This window comes from Haloarcula pelagica (genome assembly GCF_030127105.1).
Classification (GTDB): Archaea; Halobacteriota; Halobacteria; order Halobacteriales; family Haloarculaceae; genus Haloarcula; species Haloarcula pelagica.
On record NZ_CP126163.1, the window covers coordinates 125,477 to 140,330 of the forward strand.

The following is a 14,854-nucleotide window of genomic DNA, read 5'->3' on the forward strand; positions in this document are numbered from 1 at the left end:
GAGGATATCCCAGTCGACGGCTTCCTCGTACTCGGTGCGGATCTCGCCGTCGACGAGCATATCGTCGACGAAGGCGTCGACCTGAGTCTCAACGGGGGCGTCCTGCAGACAGCGCTCCTTGGCGGTGAACCGGATGCCGCAGAAGGTCCGGTCGTCGGCTGCAAGCTGCCAGAGCAGGAGTTTGCGGTTGCCATGACATCCTCCCCGTCGTGAACGACGGGGTTTCCTCCGTGAGAGTCTCAGCCGGTCTAAGACTCGCCGGAAGCAACATTCCCGTTGTGGTGGACGGTACTCGGGTCTGTGCGCTGTTCTTTGGGACTTTCCCTCGCGGGAGAGCGTGGTGACTCCGACCAGTTGTGGTCGTCCCACTCGAACCGCACGGGCCGTGCCATCGGCCTGACTGCTTTCTCTGTGTGCCGCTTCAGAAACGTTTCTGACGCCGTAAGGTCGGCGTGTCCCTCGAACCCACACGGGCAGGTGAGCGTGTCTTGATGCCGTGTCGTCCGGTCTGTGCCGCCACACTGCGGGCACTCTTGACTGGTCCACGCTTCCGACCGGACTTCGACCGAGATACCGTATTCCTCGGCGGTACAGACCAGTCGCTCGGTGAATTGCTTGAACGCCCAGAAGTTGTGCGTTTTCGCGTTGGTTTCGACCGACCAGTGTGTTTCGAGTACGTCGGTCAAGCCACCGATATACACCGTATCGACACCTTCGGCGTACAGTCGGTCCAGCAGGTCACGACACAGTGCTTCTTGGGCGTGGTTGCGGCGACGGGTCCGCTTCCGATACAGTCGCCGGATACGGTTGCTACTGTATCGGCCTTCCCGTAGCTTGGACTGTAACCGGGCGATTTCTCGCGTCGTCTGCCGGAAACGGTCGAATAACTTGCGGCCTTCGTACAGGTATTTCTCGCCGGTCGTCGTGGTACAGGCAACGAGATTGTTTGCACCAATGTCCAGAGCGGCCATCTCGTCGGCCAGTGGAGTATCCCGTGCATCGTCAGAAACAGTCACGGGTTGCGAAGCTCGGAAGGTGCTGTCAGTCTCGTCGTACCACAGGTCCAACCGGCCCTGCTTCTCGTAGTCGGGCCAATTCGGGTCGCCAGCGATTTCGAGGCGGAGACGCCCAGTATGGTCGTATCGGTCTTTCAACTCGCTCCCGACCAGTATCTCAAGCCGGGACCGCTCGCCCCATTCGACAGTGTACGATGTGTTTCGAATGACGGTTTTGAGAACACGTCCATCATCCTCGTTGCCACGGAATCCCGGCGGTTCCGGGTGTTCCGTAACCGACGTGCTCGACTCGTCGTGGTACTTGTTCTTCGTATCGAAGAACCCGCGCCAGGCTTCACTGTTTTTGCGAATGACCTGTTGAGCGGTGGACGCACCAAGCACGCCTTTGTATTTGCCTTCGAGACTGCCCGTATCGGCGTCCCACACGTCCTCGCCCTCGAAGCCGCCCTTGTCGTTGTATCGCATGAGGCGCTGATAGTTAACTTCGTTCCAGAGAGCGGCGGAAGCGTCCAACAGGTCCCGTAGCAGTTGCTCACCATCGTCGGAGAGCGGTCGCACGGCGAACGTGTTGGTACGCTTCATGCCACAATCGTTTTAACGACTCTCCGTCAAATAAGTCTTGTGAGACAATGCGACCAGCAATAGATATTTCGCATGGACTACACGGACGGGTGAAAGACTACGCCGAAGCAAACGACCTGTCGCTCGATGAGGCGTATATCGAGGTTCTGGAAACGGGACTCGAAACGTTGGAGACTCAAGACCAGCAGTAACGGGGCGGTTTCTCACCAGAGCTTACGCGATTCACGCCCGCCCTGTTCGGTCCTCGGTTCCGACTTGCGGTCGGAACACTCGTCCCTCACAGGAAGGGCGGGACTCTCTCGCTGTCACAGGTAGCCAGTTCTTCGAGCAGTGCTTCGTCGTCTGTCGTAGTGTTCACTGGTGGAGTCCTCCACCTTTCTGGGGGCGCAGAAAACCGCCGACTCCCCCAACCGGCTGTCGCCGACGGGATTTTGGCTGCGCTCGCCTGTCCCGGTGGCCTCCCATCACGGTCTCCTCCCGACACCACGATGGGGATCAGGTTTCGGCGTTGGGATCTGCCGGTGTGTGCTCAGATACCTACTTTGATAAACCCTCAGCTGATGAAAGATTTCAACAGTCCAGCTGAATAGAGAGCGAGACTCAGTCACACGTTCGTCACACGGCACTTCTGGATCGAATCGCTCAGTACAGCGCGCTAATCGAGCGTTATATACTCTTTTCAGTACTGACCGGGGTCATGCCAGCGACTGAGAATTATATAGGCTTGCCTCGATGTCCCCGCTATGGAGGATTACACACTCGACGACGTGGACCGGGGAATCCTGTTCACCTTGCAACGGGACGCCCGCAACACGACCATCGACGAGATCGCCGGTGAGGTCGATGTCTCGCCCAGTACCGTCCGGAACCGGATCGACCAGATGGAGGAGGCGGGCGTCATCGAGGGCTATTACCCGAAGATCGACTACGAACGTGCGAACTTCCCGCTCCACGTCATGTTCGTCTGTAGCGCCCCGCCCGAACAGCGCGAGGAACTGGCTGCAAAAGCACTGGAGGCTCGCGGCGTCGTCGACGTCAGGGAGATGCTCACGGGCAAGCGCAACCTCTACGTCGAGGTGGTCGCCACGGACACGCGCGATCTCACCGCCATCACGAACGAACTCTCGGGACTGGGGTTCGACGTCGAATCCTCCGAGATCATCACGAGCCATTCGGTCCGCCCCTGGGGCGAGTTCGAGTTCTGACCGCCCGCACCACGGTGTGACGAACCGGTACCCAGGTGGTATCCAATTTTCGCAACTCTAACGGTGATTTCCGTAGATTTCGCAACCTACTAGCTGTGAGACACACAACACTTTTGCGCTTCTCACGATTCTGGGTGCTTGAGGGACGAAACGGGTCAGCCATCGGCGCTTACCCGGGATCATCATGAGCAACACCAGCACCACCACATCGGGCTCTGCAGACCAGACCCCGACCGAACCGGAGGTAGACCGCGTCTCCGATGCATTGCGCCATGGGGACCGCCGCCACATCCTGCTGACTATCGCCGACGCCGAGCTGGCCGACGAAGAGAGACTCTCCCTCCAAGAACTTGACCTCGACAGCACGGACCGTCCCGCAGTGGAACTCGTCCACAGACACCTCCCAAAACTCGCCGAGGCGGGCTACATCGAGTGGGACCGAGAGATGGGGACGATCACGCGAGGCCCGAACTACGACGAGGTCGGGCCACTCCTGCAGTTGATACAGAACCACAGCGACGAACTGCCGGGAGAGTGGTCGCTCTAACGCCCCACGTTCACGAGAGAGCAGTCGTGAGCTACGACCGACGGTCACAGGAACTGATCTAAGAGAGGATGGTCTCGACGATCACCGACGTTCGGGTGCCCGCCGATGCGTTCCCACTGGGACAGATCCTGCAGGAGTACCCAGACATCGAGATCGAATTAGTGCGCATCGTACCGACAGATCAGGGAGTGATTCCGCTGTTCTGGATCACATCCGACCGGGAATCAGAGATCAAAGCGACGCTCCGGGCGGATCCACTCGTCGAACGTCTCGACGAACTGACCCGGATGCCCGACCGCGTTCTCCTGTCGGTCAACTGGAGCCCGGACATCGATGCGCTGGTCGGGACACTCATCGATCTGGGCGTCGTGATACTGAGTGCTGAAGGGACAGCAAATTTCTGGGAGTTTCGGCTCCAGTTCGCGGATCGTGACCAGTTGTCGGCATTTCGCCGACAGTGTGCCACGCACGACGTTCCAGTCGAATTACTGCGAGTGTACAATCCAACACTGCCGACTGATCAGGGACCACTGACCCCAGAGCAACGGGAGGCTCTGGAGCTGGCCTACGAACACGGATTCTGGGATATCCCGCGTGGCGTGACGCAAACTGAACTCGCCACGCTCGCTGGGATTAGCGACAATTCGATGTCACAGCGCCTCCGACGTGGAATCAGGGTCGCTGTCTCTGAACTCCTCTACGGGACCACCACCGACTCGCCGAGTGGAGACAGCGAGGGAGAATAATATAGCGTCTCGATATCGAGAGTAGGCCATTTCACAGAAGTCGTCGTATTGACGAATCAATGATAACCGGGCGCATCCAGGCCGCAGGTGTCATCCCCTATCCAAGACCGAGGATCGTCCCTCGCCGGTGATTCAAATGAGTTCTGAGCAACCCAACCCGTTCGACGAACACGCAGAACACGTGTCGTACGCGACCCACGACTGGAGCGACGAGTGGCCCATCTCTGGGACAGTCGTCGACGCGATTGCACACCACTGCGGTACCGACCCGATCGATCTCGCTCCGCTGTACCGCCACGTCGATGTGGACGCTCTGGATCAGTTGGTCACCTCCTCCGCTGACTCGTCTCGTCCAGAGGGGCACTGTCGGATAACCTTCGACTACGATGGCGACGAGGTCACGGTCACCCACGACGGTGAGGTGACTGTTCGCACTGGCGGTGTCGCACCAGACCAGGATGGCATTGACGAGGCGACCTTCGAGAGAGAACTGGCCCGTCTCGTCCGGGCAGCGGCGGCGAACGGTGTCGACGTCAGTGGTGCCTGGCCTGTTCGGGACGAGACCCCTTCGCAGAACTGGCGAATCGAGATAATCGCTGGCCGGTGACTTAGTACTGGATGCGGATACTATCCGAACCGAATCTCGGGTAGAGAGATATCGATTCGACTATCTGAGGGTAGATACGCAACAGCACCGTCATCATGATCTATGAACCGTTGGTTTCCGATTCGAGGGCAGGATACGATTCGTAGACCTTCTCCATGGCCGATACTGAAACTGACAGACACCACGCGGGCGGACAAGACACTGGCGCATACGGGCCTAAGTCAGCTACCCACCGGCCGCTGATCTAGAAACTGGAAACCAGTTCGTTAAAGCTGGGACAATAACTGGGGTTTGAATTTCAGACATATTGAAAATAGACTATTATTTACTAGTACCATACAAATTGACGGGACGCGGAGACAGCTACACAGAGCGATTCAGAACTCGATACGGATTCCCGCGTCCCTCCCTCTCTGGGAGGAACAGTCACGTTCCGCCATCTGGAGTAGCCGGTTGAGGTCGGAGCCTCCACCGCTGACGATGACTGATCGGCTGGCTTCCTAAACCACACGATGGCGACAGGATTAGTACAGATCTTTCACACGGCGTGACGAAACTTTGATTATTCCGATTGCCTCGGGCACCGGGAGCACAGGCGGGGCCTCCCCTGCTATGCTACGGTGCGTTCTCGTATCGAAGCCGCAGCGAGCTCCTGTCGGAGCCGGTTGGCCCCTTCAAGCGAGCGGTGGGTTTTGTTTCTAATTCCTAGCATAAAAAATCTACTAGGACTTCTCAGGAATCCGCCTTGTCGGGCTGAATATCACGGAGTCGGTCGCTGATCTCGTCGTCGTACTCAGCGAGCAATTTGTAGAACTCGTCGATGGTCTCTTCGGCAGTCTCGCCCTTCGCTTTGATGGTGACCTGGTCCTCGTCACGGGTTCCAGTACCGCGTTTGAGCCGGGCTTCCATGCTGGTCCCGATATCTGTTCGCTCGATACGCTCGACGTCGGCTGAAGTGTCGTCTGACATGGTTTTGTGTCGGGAACGCTCTCTCTGGAACGCCCCTCACCCCGCTGGGGGCGCAGAAAAGTACGGTCAGTGGTCGCTGTCGAAGGCTAGCAACGACGCCTGCTCGCCGCCAGATAGCGTTGAGACGGACACCGACCTGCTCTCCTCCTGGCGCTCTGAGTCCTGTCCTGCGTCGTCTGGGGCGACCTCCTCGGCCGTGTTCTCGAACGCCGAGGTGAGCGACTCCCGGAGGTCCTCGACCTCGTCTTTGTCGAGTTCGCGAACGCTCCCGCCCATCGGCGAGTGGGATGTCTGCCAGGCTCGTTGGTACTCGACGGTCAGCGAGTCGCCCTGGACGATGTAGGCGTCGAGATTGAAGAAACAGCAGTTCAGCGCTGCCATTTTCGCACAGAGCGGGTCCTTATCCTGGCCGACAAACAGCGCTTCCGGATGGCGCCGACCGCCGACCAGAAGCATCCGCCCGCTCCCGCAGGCCGGATCGAGGACTGTCTGTCGACCACCGGTTTCGTTGTCGTCGACGATTCCGGAGATCTCGGCCATCATCTCGCACACAGAGTGTGGAGTGAAGTGCTGGCCGAATGCGTCGCTGGACATCCCGTACTCCTCGTAGACGGCGCCAAGAACATCAGCGTCGGTCTCTGCCATGCGCTCCTGGAGCTGGCCGAACGCCGTGGCGAAGAGGTCGGCCGAGCGCTGCCCCTCGGGCTGGTCCAGGTCGGCCCTATCGCGATAGCCCTCGAGAATCTCCAAGTAGGGCTCGTCCCGGCGCTGGAGCGCGAACAGCATCAACTCGACCCAGTCGCGGAAAACGGTATGGGCGCTGTGGCCGCGCTGGCGGATCTGTTCGAGCGTCGCAACGAGGTCGTCGACGTCGACGTGTGGAGAAGCCATCCTCTCACCCCTCTGGAGGAACAGAAAACGGGGGAGTACTGCGTCTTAACCAACAATCCCACGGCGACCCGGCTCAGCGTTGGTTAAGAGCAGCGACCGAGGTCGTACAGGTTAGCCAACAGGCGCTGGAACAGTTGCTGGTCTGTCGGCCCAACAGGATCGAGTTTCTCGGGACGTTTGGCGAGCACACTGGCGAAGTCCTTGTCGGGCACCCAGCCACTCGATCGCTTCGTCGCGTCCCACTCCTGGACGATGGCCTGTGTAGCGTTCTCGGTGACGTAGACGGCTCGAATCGCTGGCCGCTCGCGCAACGGCGCCCCGGTGACTTTCCGGCTGCCGGGTTTGACTTTCCACTCCAGCAAGAGCCCGGCGCGAACCTGGACTGCATACACGGGCACTTGCTCTGGACCGGGCGACTCGCGACGGCCGCCGTCGGCCCAGGATTGCGGCAGTGGTTCGGGATCTGACTCGTCTTTCCAGCGCCACGTTCGTTTTTTGCTCGCGTTCCGTGAACTGGATGTGTAGGCACTTCCCATAGTGGATCTCTCACCTCCCCTGAGATGCAGAAAATCAGGCGTAGATTGCGTCTATCCTAACTTTCTTGCACTTAGCGCTAGTACGAAAGACCACGAGGACTCCCCGATGAAAACAGCCGAGTCCCCCGCTCCGACCAGCGATCGTTCTGCCCCGGACCAGTGGGTTGCTCGCCAGCCCGAGGGCACGCGCGACCTCGATTTCGAGACGATTCGCCAGTCCCGATCGACGACCTGGAGTGCTGCACTCGAGGCGAGCGTCGACATCGACCGCGGCGGTCGCCCGGACCTGTTTCTGGTCGCTGTCGACGACGACTGCCCGGCCAACTGCTCGCTCGCCGAGTACCCCTCTGGCGAGCATGCTGGTTGGTGCAGCTGCCAGGTCTTCCAGGCGACCGCAGTCTGCCCGCATCTGTGTGTGCTCCGCCAGCGGGCCGCTCTCGGCGATCTCTGCTTTCCTGTCCGGATCGACGGCAGTCAGTCGCCGTCCGTGTAGGTACAGCTTCGATATTCGAGCCGGCGGATTTCTAGAATGGTTTTAGCGGGGGTACCAGTTCGTCATCGCCACCACCAGACGGTAGCAATTCAGGGTTGAAAAACAGTCGGTTCCACTGTCCAGCGTTTCTCTTATACGATACTTTGACGGTTCGTACTTTTGGATAGTTTGGGAAGAGTTAATAGAGCCAGACCGGTTGCATAGACGTCGATACCGGGATTTTCTCAGACCAACACAGTCGACAAGAGACTCGGACTCCGAGTCGATACCCACGAAAGTGAACTCACGATTCTAGGACTCGTCGATACAATGGGGGTCAGCCTGCTCGACCTACTCGCCTCTCTGTGAGATCATCAGTGTTCGAACGAGGTTTCCCATTCAAGAATAATATGTCCTGGAACCGGTTCTCGGGGCGAAAGACTTGCTATAGGCCACGAGCCGCTTCTGACCGAGAATTCACCTATCTAGGCAGATATCCTCGAATAAGAAATTAAAAATGCAGTTACGTGGGAAGAAACGTATATGATATAGAAAAAGCAGAGTATATGTAGGTAAAATCTCAATTATGAGAATAAATGGAGAAATATGGTTTCATAATGGGTATAATGTCGAAAAGGTAGGGACAAAATCCGAAAATATATCTGCTACCCTGTATGTTCATACCCTGCTGTGATGGCTCTTGTGAGCTACCGGCCGTAGCGTGTAACGTGTGTACAGCTGTTATGAAGCTATTAGCTACATTCCGAGTAATGAATAATATATGTACTACTGTTATTCTGTGGTTTGCGAGGGGTGCAACTGCCAGCTCAGTGATTCAGCTGTGAATTGGCGTTCTTCTGGATCTTCAACTCGATCACGTTCTTAGCCTGAAACAGGCGGTTTGGCAGTTCCTCGGTAAACCGGTCGCCGTCTAACCGTGCTGCAGGCCCGGCAATGCTGATTGCACCGAGGACTTCGCCGTCGTCTGTGAGGATTGGGACTGCAACGCCACGAAGGCCCTCGACCGCTTCGCCACGGTTGTAGGACACACCCTCTTCCCGAATCTGTTCCAATGAGTCGAACAGCTCTTCGCGATCGTGGATTGTGTGCTCTGTCGTCTGACGAAGCCCGTACTCCTGAACGATTGCTTCGATCCGGTCTTCGGGGAGGTGGGCAAGAATCGCTTTTCCGAGCGCCCTGTCGTGGAGCCGTGCTCGTCGACCGATCGATGCGTCCATATCTATCGCCTCGTTACCGGCCTGTTTGTACAGGATGGTGCCCAATCCCTGCTCTTCCACCATGAGGATCGCTAGATCGCCAGTCTCGTTTGCAAGATCATTGATCTCGTCCGTTGCAGCTTCGAACAACGGGATTCGACGCCGTGCTTGCCCGCCTATCTCGAGGAAGCGTAGCCCGATCCGGTACTTTTGGTCGGTCTGGACCACGTATCCCTGGTCCTTGAGTGCCTGAAGATGATAGTGAACCGTACTTTTTGGGATATCCAGATACGTCGCGAGTTCTGTCACCCCCTGTGGACCCTGTTCGTGAAGTGCCGAGATTATGCTGAGCAATTTCTCGGTCGTTCGTTCCGTATTCCCGTGATTTTCGCTCATATCCGGTTAATCACTATGCTACATAATAAACCTTGTTCGATTCATTCGAATATTCAAGCCAGGCCGGGCCACCGGTCTATTCCCACCCTCAATGACTGTGTATTGTTCACATGGCGGAAGGGCCGGGGATAGATCGATACAGATTTCTGTTGCATGCTGTATTCGCTCTCGATCAGTCCGATATACCGTTCGAATGAGTCGAACTTTCTCTAATTGTTGCTGGTGGTGGCCTCCAGCCTGGGAGACCCGATCTACGGCGTCGGTCCATCGATCATTCAAATATTGTTAACGTCTATCATGGGTGGTTGGGCGCCCGCGAATTCTACACAATTGAACAGTGGGGTTGCGGGTGGATTTATATACTATACCCTCCACACTGCGTGTGTAATGCTTGACGGTAAGACAGCTGTCGTCACTGGCGGTGCGAGTGGTATCGGGAGAGCGATTGCCGAAAACTACGCCGATCACGGAGCGACTGTCGTCATCGGCGATATCAGACGAGACCCCCGACAGGGCGGAGTGTCAACGGCAGACGCGATCAACGACCATGGTGGCGAAGCGATGCACGTCGAGGCGGATGTCACCAAGTACGATGAGATCGAGAACCTCGTCGATACAGCAGCAGACGAGTACGGTTCGGTCGACGTCATGGTCAACAACGCTGGAATCCTTCAGCAGACCCTGCTCCACGAAACGCCCGTCGAGGACTGGGAAGAGTTGATGCGTATCAACGTCGATGGTGTCTTCTACGGGACGAAAGCTGCACTCAATCATATGACCGAGCAAGGCGGTGGGAGCATCGTCAATATCTCTTCCATCAGTGGGAAGATTGGTCGGGCGAACGCCCCTGCGTACTGTGCTTCCAAGGGTGCCGTAACGATGATGACCCGTCAAAACGCGATCGATTACGGCCCAAAGGGAATCCGGGTCAATGCTGTCGGGCCTGGCGGTACGCTGACTGCGATGGTTCACGAGATAATGAGCGAAGAGCGTCAATCGTATCTGGAGGACGCGACGCCGCTCCGCCGGTTAGCTGAGCCCGAAGAGATCGCCGACGTCGCGACGTTCCTCGCCTCGGATATGGCGAGTTACGTCAACGGGCACGTGCTGATCGCTGACGGAGGCTTCTCTATCGTCTGATTGACCACACCTCTTTGCGGTGTGCGATAGAACCCCGCTTGTTTACAGCGGATCTCTGCCTCGGGTCTCGGTACTGTGCGTGCCTGAATCAGTGAGACAGCTGTGATTTTCAGCGTGAGGTGTCCATCTCTCGAACGATCCACCAGTAAATATAAATAACTCCTACTCTCTGTTTCGTGTGAGTATGTCTGAGCAGACCGGCGGATTATCGGGTAGTGGAAAAATCAAATCCACCGTATTGCATCGCTGGGAAGCGCTGGACCGTGGCTGGAAAGCAAGCTTGTTCGGTATACTCATCGTGCTCCCGTACATTGCAGGAGTCCTCCCCTGATGACGACTCCGGGAACGGGTCTACGGAACGTAGCTCCGGGTATTCTGGTACTGTTCGGGATCGCTGTCATCGCCCGGTACCTCGGGAACGCAACCCCGGGTACGACTCCGCTTATCGTCGCGATCGGCATTGGCGCACTCATCGGCAATATGGCCGGTGTCCCTCACTGGATTCGCCCTGGATTAGACACGCACAAACTCTTCCTCCAGACCGGAATCGTGCTGCTCGGGGCTCGTCTCACACTGGCCGAGATCATCGACACCGGTCCGATCGTTGCGCTGCTGGCCGGCGTCATGGTGCTCTTCGGTATCCTGTACATGGAGTGGATCGTCGGCCGGCTCTTCGAAATAAAGAAGCAGACGAGATCGTTGCTTGCTGCTGGTGCGAGTGTCTGCGGTGTTTCTGCTGTCCTGGCTGTGTCAGGTAGCATCGAAGTCGATGAAACGGACATCACCTACGCTGTTGCGACGATACTTTTGTTCGATGCTGTCACACTCGTTGTCTTCCCGCTGGCCAGTCAACTGTTGCCGCTTTCGAGCAAGCAGTTCGGTATCTGGGCTGGATTGAGCCTCTTCAGTACTGGCCCGACAGCAGCCGTTGGCTTCGCCGTCTCCGAGTCGGCGGGACAGTGGGCAACGATAACGAAACTTGTTCGGAACACGTTCATCGGCATACTGGCTGTCGCGTATGCTATCCGCTATACTACTGCTGAAACCGATCAGCTGGCTCCTTCGAAGCTCTGGGGCCAGTTTCCGAAATTCCTCTTCGGGTTTCTCGTCGTCGTTGTCTTCGCCAACGTGGCCGACCCGTCGGCTCGAGCTATCTCTTCCATCGGTACAGTACGTGACTGGCTGTTCCTCCTGGCCTTCGTCGGCCTCGGCTTCGATATCAGTCTCAGGGAACTCCGGTCAACGGGAATCAAGCCTGTCCTGGTCGTACTCGTCCATCTCACTACTGTCAGTCTGATCACTCTCTTCGTCGTCTTCTCGCTGTTCTAAACTCCACTACCAGAACATTTATGAGTGCGTAACTGAACTGGAGTCATGTATGCCCGATAGGTACTTAGAGGTGGTCGAACCAGAAGACAACGTTGCGACAGCACTCCGGGAACTCGAAGCTGGTGAGACAGTTACGGTCGGTGTCGGTGATACCGAACGGACTGTCGAGGTTTCCGACGACGTACAGTTCGGACACAAGATCGCGATCGAAGATATCGCTGCGGGCGAGACGATCACGAAGTACGGGAAGAGTATCGGCAACGCAACGGAGGACATCTCCGCGGGTACGTGGGTCCACGTCCACAACGTCGAGAGCAACTACGGACGTGGTGACCTCGCAGACGAGACAGAGACCGCCGCGGTGAGTGAGTGAATACAGATGAGTGAATTCCTTGGATACGAGCGCGAGGACGGAAGTATCGGCATTCGAAACCACGTCGCTATCATCTCTACAGCGCCCTATGCCAACGATACTGTGAAGCGTGCGGCCGATATCGTCGAGAACGCGGTTCCGATTACGCATCCACTCGGACGCTGTCAGACGAAGCCCGACGTGTTCCAGACCTACCGTACTCTCCTGGGGTATGGGACCCATCCGAACGTCTATGGGACAGTCGTCGTCGCACACGCTGGTGAGATCGTCGACGGAGACGAACTGGCCGAAGACGTCGCCGAGACAGGCCGCCCGAGCGAGTCGGTCAACATCCACCGCGAGAAGGGCGTGATGAACGGGCTCAAGACCACCGTCAACGCGGCGAAAGATATGGTACAGGAGGCTAGCAACCAGAACCGTGTCCGTGCGGACATGTCGAATCTGACGTTCGGGATCAACTGCGCCACTTCGGACACGACGAGCGGTCTCTGCCAGCACAAGGCGACTGCGAAGGCCGTCTGGCGTCTCATCGACGAGCACGGTGGACGTGGTTGTTTCGCCGAGACACCGGAGTTCTTCGGCGGCGAGAACGAACTCTCTGAACGCGCGGTCAACGACGAGGTCCGCCAGGAGATCCTCGACCGCGTCGAAAACTGGAACCAGCGCCTTCAAGCGACGGGCTACGACGTCCGTGGTGCCCAGCCGACTCCCGACAACATGGATGGCGGTCTCACTACCATCGAGGAGAAGTCCCTGGGCGCGCTGGTCAAGTCAGGTGACGGCCCGATCCAGGACATCATCGATTACGGTGCGAAGATCCCCGACGAGTCGGGAATGTACATCATGGACACTCCAGGGCACGGTGCTGAGTCGGTGACTGGCATCGGTGCGGGTGGCGCCCACTTCATGGTTATCTCGACCGGGCAGGGCCACACCCTCTCGAACGCGATCATGCCCACCATCAAGATCACGGGCAACCCTGGCAGTGCCGAGCGTGTCCCTGAACAGACCGATGTCGACGTCAGCGAAGCACTGGTCGGCGACGAGACGTTCGACTGGGCCGGCGAGCAACTCTGGGACGAGATCAGTGATGTCGTCAACGGCAAACTGACCATGAGCGAGGCCATGGGTGAGAGTCAGTTCGCCATTCACCGTATCGGCCCTTCGACGTAACGACGAACAGTACGTAGCAGTCCTGCAGTCCAAATTCATTTTATCATCTACTCATTCAAATATTCAAATATATAAATCAAACCTACACCTACAGAAGTTTTATTATGGTGTAATAGTTAGTGCGAGACATGGGGACTAGTAGAGAATACCTCAAAGATGCACCAGAGCAGTCCACGGAGATCACCAAAGAAGTCCGTGACAGCGTGTACGATATTCTGTCGCAGGTCCGTGAAGAACAAGACGACGCCATTCGAGAGTTGACCCAGAAGTTCGACGGCGTAGAACTCGATGAATTCCGGGTCACTGACGACGAAATCCAGGCGGCAAGGAACCAGCTATCCGAGGAGGAGAAAGAGCGGATCGATTACAGCATCGAGCGTGTCCGTGATTTCGCACAGGCTCAGAAAGAATCGATAGATAACGACTTCGAGCGCGAGTTCGGTGAGGGTATCGTCTGTGGACAGCGGACACTTCCGGTTGAAGCGGCCGGAACCTACGTTCCTGGTGGCCACTTCACCCACATTGCGACTGCACCGATGTCGATCGTCCCCGCGCGTGTGGCAGGGGTCGACCGGGTTATCACCTGTACCCCACCCCGGGAAGACGGGTCGGCAAACGCCTACCAGTTGTACGCCATGGATCAATCGGGTGCCGACGAGATCTACAAGATCGGTGGAGCTCAGGCGATCGGGGCGATGGCATACGGGACTGAGTCCATCGATTCGGTAGATGTCGTCACCGGTCCGGGTAACGTCTTTGTCTTCGAGGCTAAACGACAGGTCTTCGGTGAGGTCGACCTCGACCTGCTCCCGGGGCCGACAGAGGTCCTTATTGTCGCAGATGAGACCGCCGACCCAGAGGTCGTCGCACTCGACCTCCTCTCCCAGGCAGAACACACAGAGACGTCACAGCCCGTCCTGGTCACGACCGACCGTGAGTTAGGTGAGCAGACGCTCGACGAGATCGAATCGTGGCTACCACAACTCGACACCGAAGAGACGGCCCGGAAGTGCTGGAATCAGAACGGGCAGATCGTGCTTGCCGAGGACGATGCAGAAGCGGTCACGATCGCCGACGAGTACGCGATCGAACACGTCCAGATCATGACGGAGGCGCCCCGTGATATTCTCGAGCAGATGAGTAACTACGGCGGTGCGTTCCTCGGTGAGAACGCGCCAGTAGCCTTCGGCGATAAGATCACTGGCCCCGATCATATCCTCCCGACACACGGAACAGCACGATTCAACGGCGGGTGCTGGATCAGTTCGTACATGAAGACGATCACACACCAGGAGCTGACAGCGGAAGGTGCTGCACACCTGTCGGAGTACGCGGCTCGTATCTCGGAGATGGAAGGGATGCACGGACATCAACTATCGGCCGAGATACGACCAATCTCTGATGACTGAAATCGACCGGAAGCGGCTACGACTACCGATCTGGGTTGCTCCATCGTAACCCCGAGTCGGTTCGTCCCGGATCGACAGTTTCGATCTGTATGCGTGGTGAGCGTTTTCGAGGAGTGGTCCCCGTTAGCAGAAGAGCACGGGCGAGTTGGAACGCTCTCGGAGACGTGGTGGGCCTCGCCACGACCGCAGACCCCGGCTACGCCTCTTCGCAGTCTGTAGCGTCTGATTTTCAGAATATCTTCAATC

At 57.5% G+C, this 14,854-nt stretch carries 15 protein-coding genes; 10 read left to right on the plus strand and 5 right to left on the minus strand.

The features are described from left to right. Positions 1-248 precede the first annotated feature (248 nt). Positions 249-1,598 (minus strand): RNA-guided endonuclease InsQ/TnpB family protein, encoded by a 1,350-nt coding sequence (locus P1L40_RS21770; protein ID WP_284011757.1) that lies wholly within the window; start codon positions 1,596-1,598, stop codon positions 249-251. A gap of 743 nt (positions 1,599-2,341) precedes the next feature. On the opposite strand from P1L40_RS21770, the gene P1L40_RS21775 reads away from it, so the two are divergent. The 4 genes from P1L40_RS21775 (at position 2,342) to P1L40_RS21790 (ending at position 4,703) form a co-directional block, all read left to right on the plus strand. Continuing rightward, a complete protein-coding gene (locus tag P1L40_RS21775; RefSeq protein ID WP_284011758.1) occupies positions 2,342-2,803 on the plus strand; it encodes an Lrp/AsnC family transcriptional regulator in 462 nt (153 codons plus the stop codon). A gap of 184 nt (positions 2,804-2,987) precedes the next feature. Further along, a complete protein-coding gene (locus P1L40_RS21780; RefSeq protein ID WP_284011759.1) occupies positions 2,988-3,350 on the plus strand; it encodes a DUF7344 domain-containing protein in 363 nt (120 codons plus the stop codon). Positions 3,351-3,418: 68 nt separating this feature from the next. Next, positions 3,419-4,096, plus strand: a complete 678-nt coding sequence (locus P1L40_RS21785) for a helix-turn-helix domain-containing protein (protein WP_284011760.1) — start codon at positions 3,419-3,421, stop codon at positions 4,094-4,096. A 136-nt stretch (positions 4,097-4,232) separates the two neighbouring features. Continuing rightward, a complete protein-coding gene (locus P1L40_RS21790; RefSeq protein WP_284011558.1) occupies positions 4,233-4,703 on the plus strand; it encodes a DdfA family disk-determining factor in 471 nt (156 codons plus the stop codon). 732 nt (positions 4,704-5,435) lie between these two features. On the opposite strand, the gene P1L40_RS21795 is transcribed toward P1L40_RS21790, so the two are convergent. From P1L40_RS21795 to P1L40_RS21805, 3 genes are all read right to left on the minus strand, one after another. Continuing rightward, the gene (locus P1L40_RS21795; protein ID WP_284011560.1) at positions 5,436-5,672 is read right to left on the minus strand and encodes a DUF7389 domain-containing protein; all 237 of its coding nucleotides are present in this window, start codon (positions 5,670-5,672) and stop codon (positions 5,436-5,438) included. A gap of 66 nt (positions 5,673-5,738) precedes the next feature. Continuing rightward, positions 5,739-6,563: an N-6 DNA methylase gene (locus tag P1L40_RS21800; RefSeq protein ID WP_284011561.1), complete on the minus strand. Its 825-nt coding sequence runs from the start codon at positions 6,561-6,563 to the stop codon at positions 5,739-5,741. A gap of 83 nt (positions 6,564-6,646) precedes the next feature. Next, positions 6,647-7,099, minus strand: coding sequence for a hypothetical protein (locus tag P1L40_RS21805; protein WP_284011562.1), 453 nt, complete (start codon positions 7,097-7,099; stop codon positions 6,647-6,649). 106 nt (positions 7,100-7,205) lie between these two features. Here P1L40_RS21805 and P1L40_RS21810 point away from each other — a divergent pair, with 106 nt between their 5' ends. After that, positions 7,206-7,592, plus strand: a complete 387-nt coding sequence (locus P1L40_RS21810) for a hypothetical protein (protein WP_284011563.1) — start codon at positions 7,206-7,208, stop codon at positions 7,590-7,592. 806 nt (positions 7,593-8,398) lie between these two features. On the opposite strand, the gene P1L40_RS21815 is transcribed toward P1L40_RS21810, so the two are convergent. Further along, positions 8,399-9,184 (minus strand): IclR family transcriptional regulator, encoded by a 786-nt coding sequence (locus P1L40_RS21815; RefSeq protein WP_284011564.1) that lies wholly within the window; start codon positions 9,182-9,184, stop codon positions 8,399-8,401. A 387-nt stretch (positions 9,185-9,571) separates the two neighbouring features. Here P1L40_RS21815 and P1L40_RS21820 point away from each other — a divergent pair, with 387 nt between their 5' ends. From P1L40_RS21820 to hisD, 5 genes are all read left to right on the plus strand, one after another. After that, positions 9,572-10,324, plus strand: a complete 753-nt coding sequence (locus P1L40_RS21820) for an SDR family NAD(P)-dependent oxidoreductase (protein WP_284011565.1) — start codon at positions 9,572-9,574, stop codon at positions 10,322-10,324. Positions 10,325-10,654: 330 nt separating this feature from the next. Next, the gene (locus P1L40_RS21825; protein WP_284011566.1) at positions 10,655-11,653 is read left to right on the plus strand and encodes a YeiH family protein; all 999 of its coding nucleotides are present in this window, start codon (positions 10,655-10,657) and stop codon (positions 11,651-11,653) included. 49 nt (positions 11,654-11,702) lie between these two features. Next, entirely contained in the window at positions 11,703-12,026 is a 324-nt protein-coding gene (locus tag P1L40_RS21830; protein ID WP_284011567.1) for a UxaA family hydrolase, read from the plus strand. A 6-nt stretch (positions 12,027-12,032) separates the two neighbouring features. After that, a complete protein-coding gene (locus tag P1L40_RS21835) occupies positions 12,033-13,199 on the plus strand; it encodes a UxaA family hydrolase (RefSeq protein ID WP_284011568.1) in 1,167 nt (388 codons plus the stop codon). Positions 13,200-13,327: 128 nt separating this feature from the next. Continuing rightward, on the plus strand, positions 13,328-14,608 hold the full coding sequence (hisD, locus tag P1L40_RS21840) for a histidinol dehydrogenase (RefSeq protein WP_284011570.1): 1,281 nt from the start codon (positions 13,328-13,330) through the stop codon (positions 14,606-14,608). The last annotated feature ends 246 nt before the right edge of the window (positions 14,609-14,854 follow it).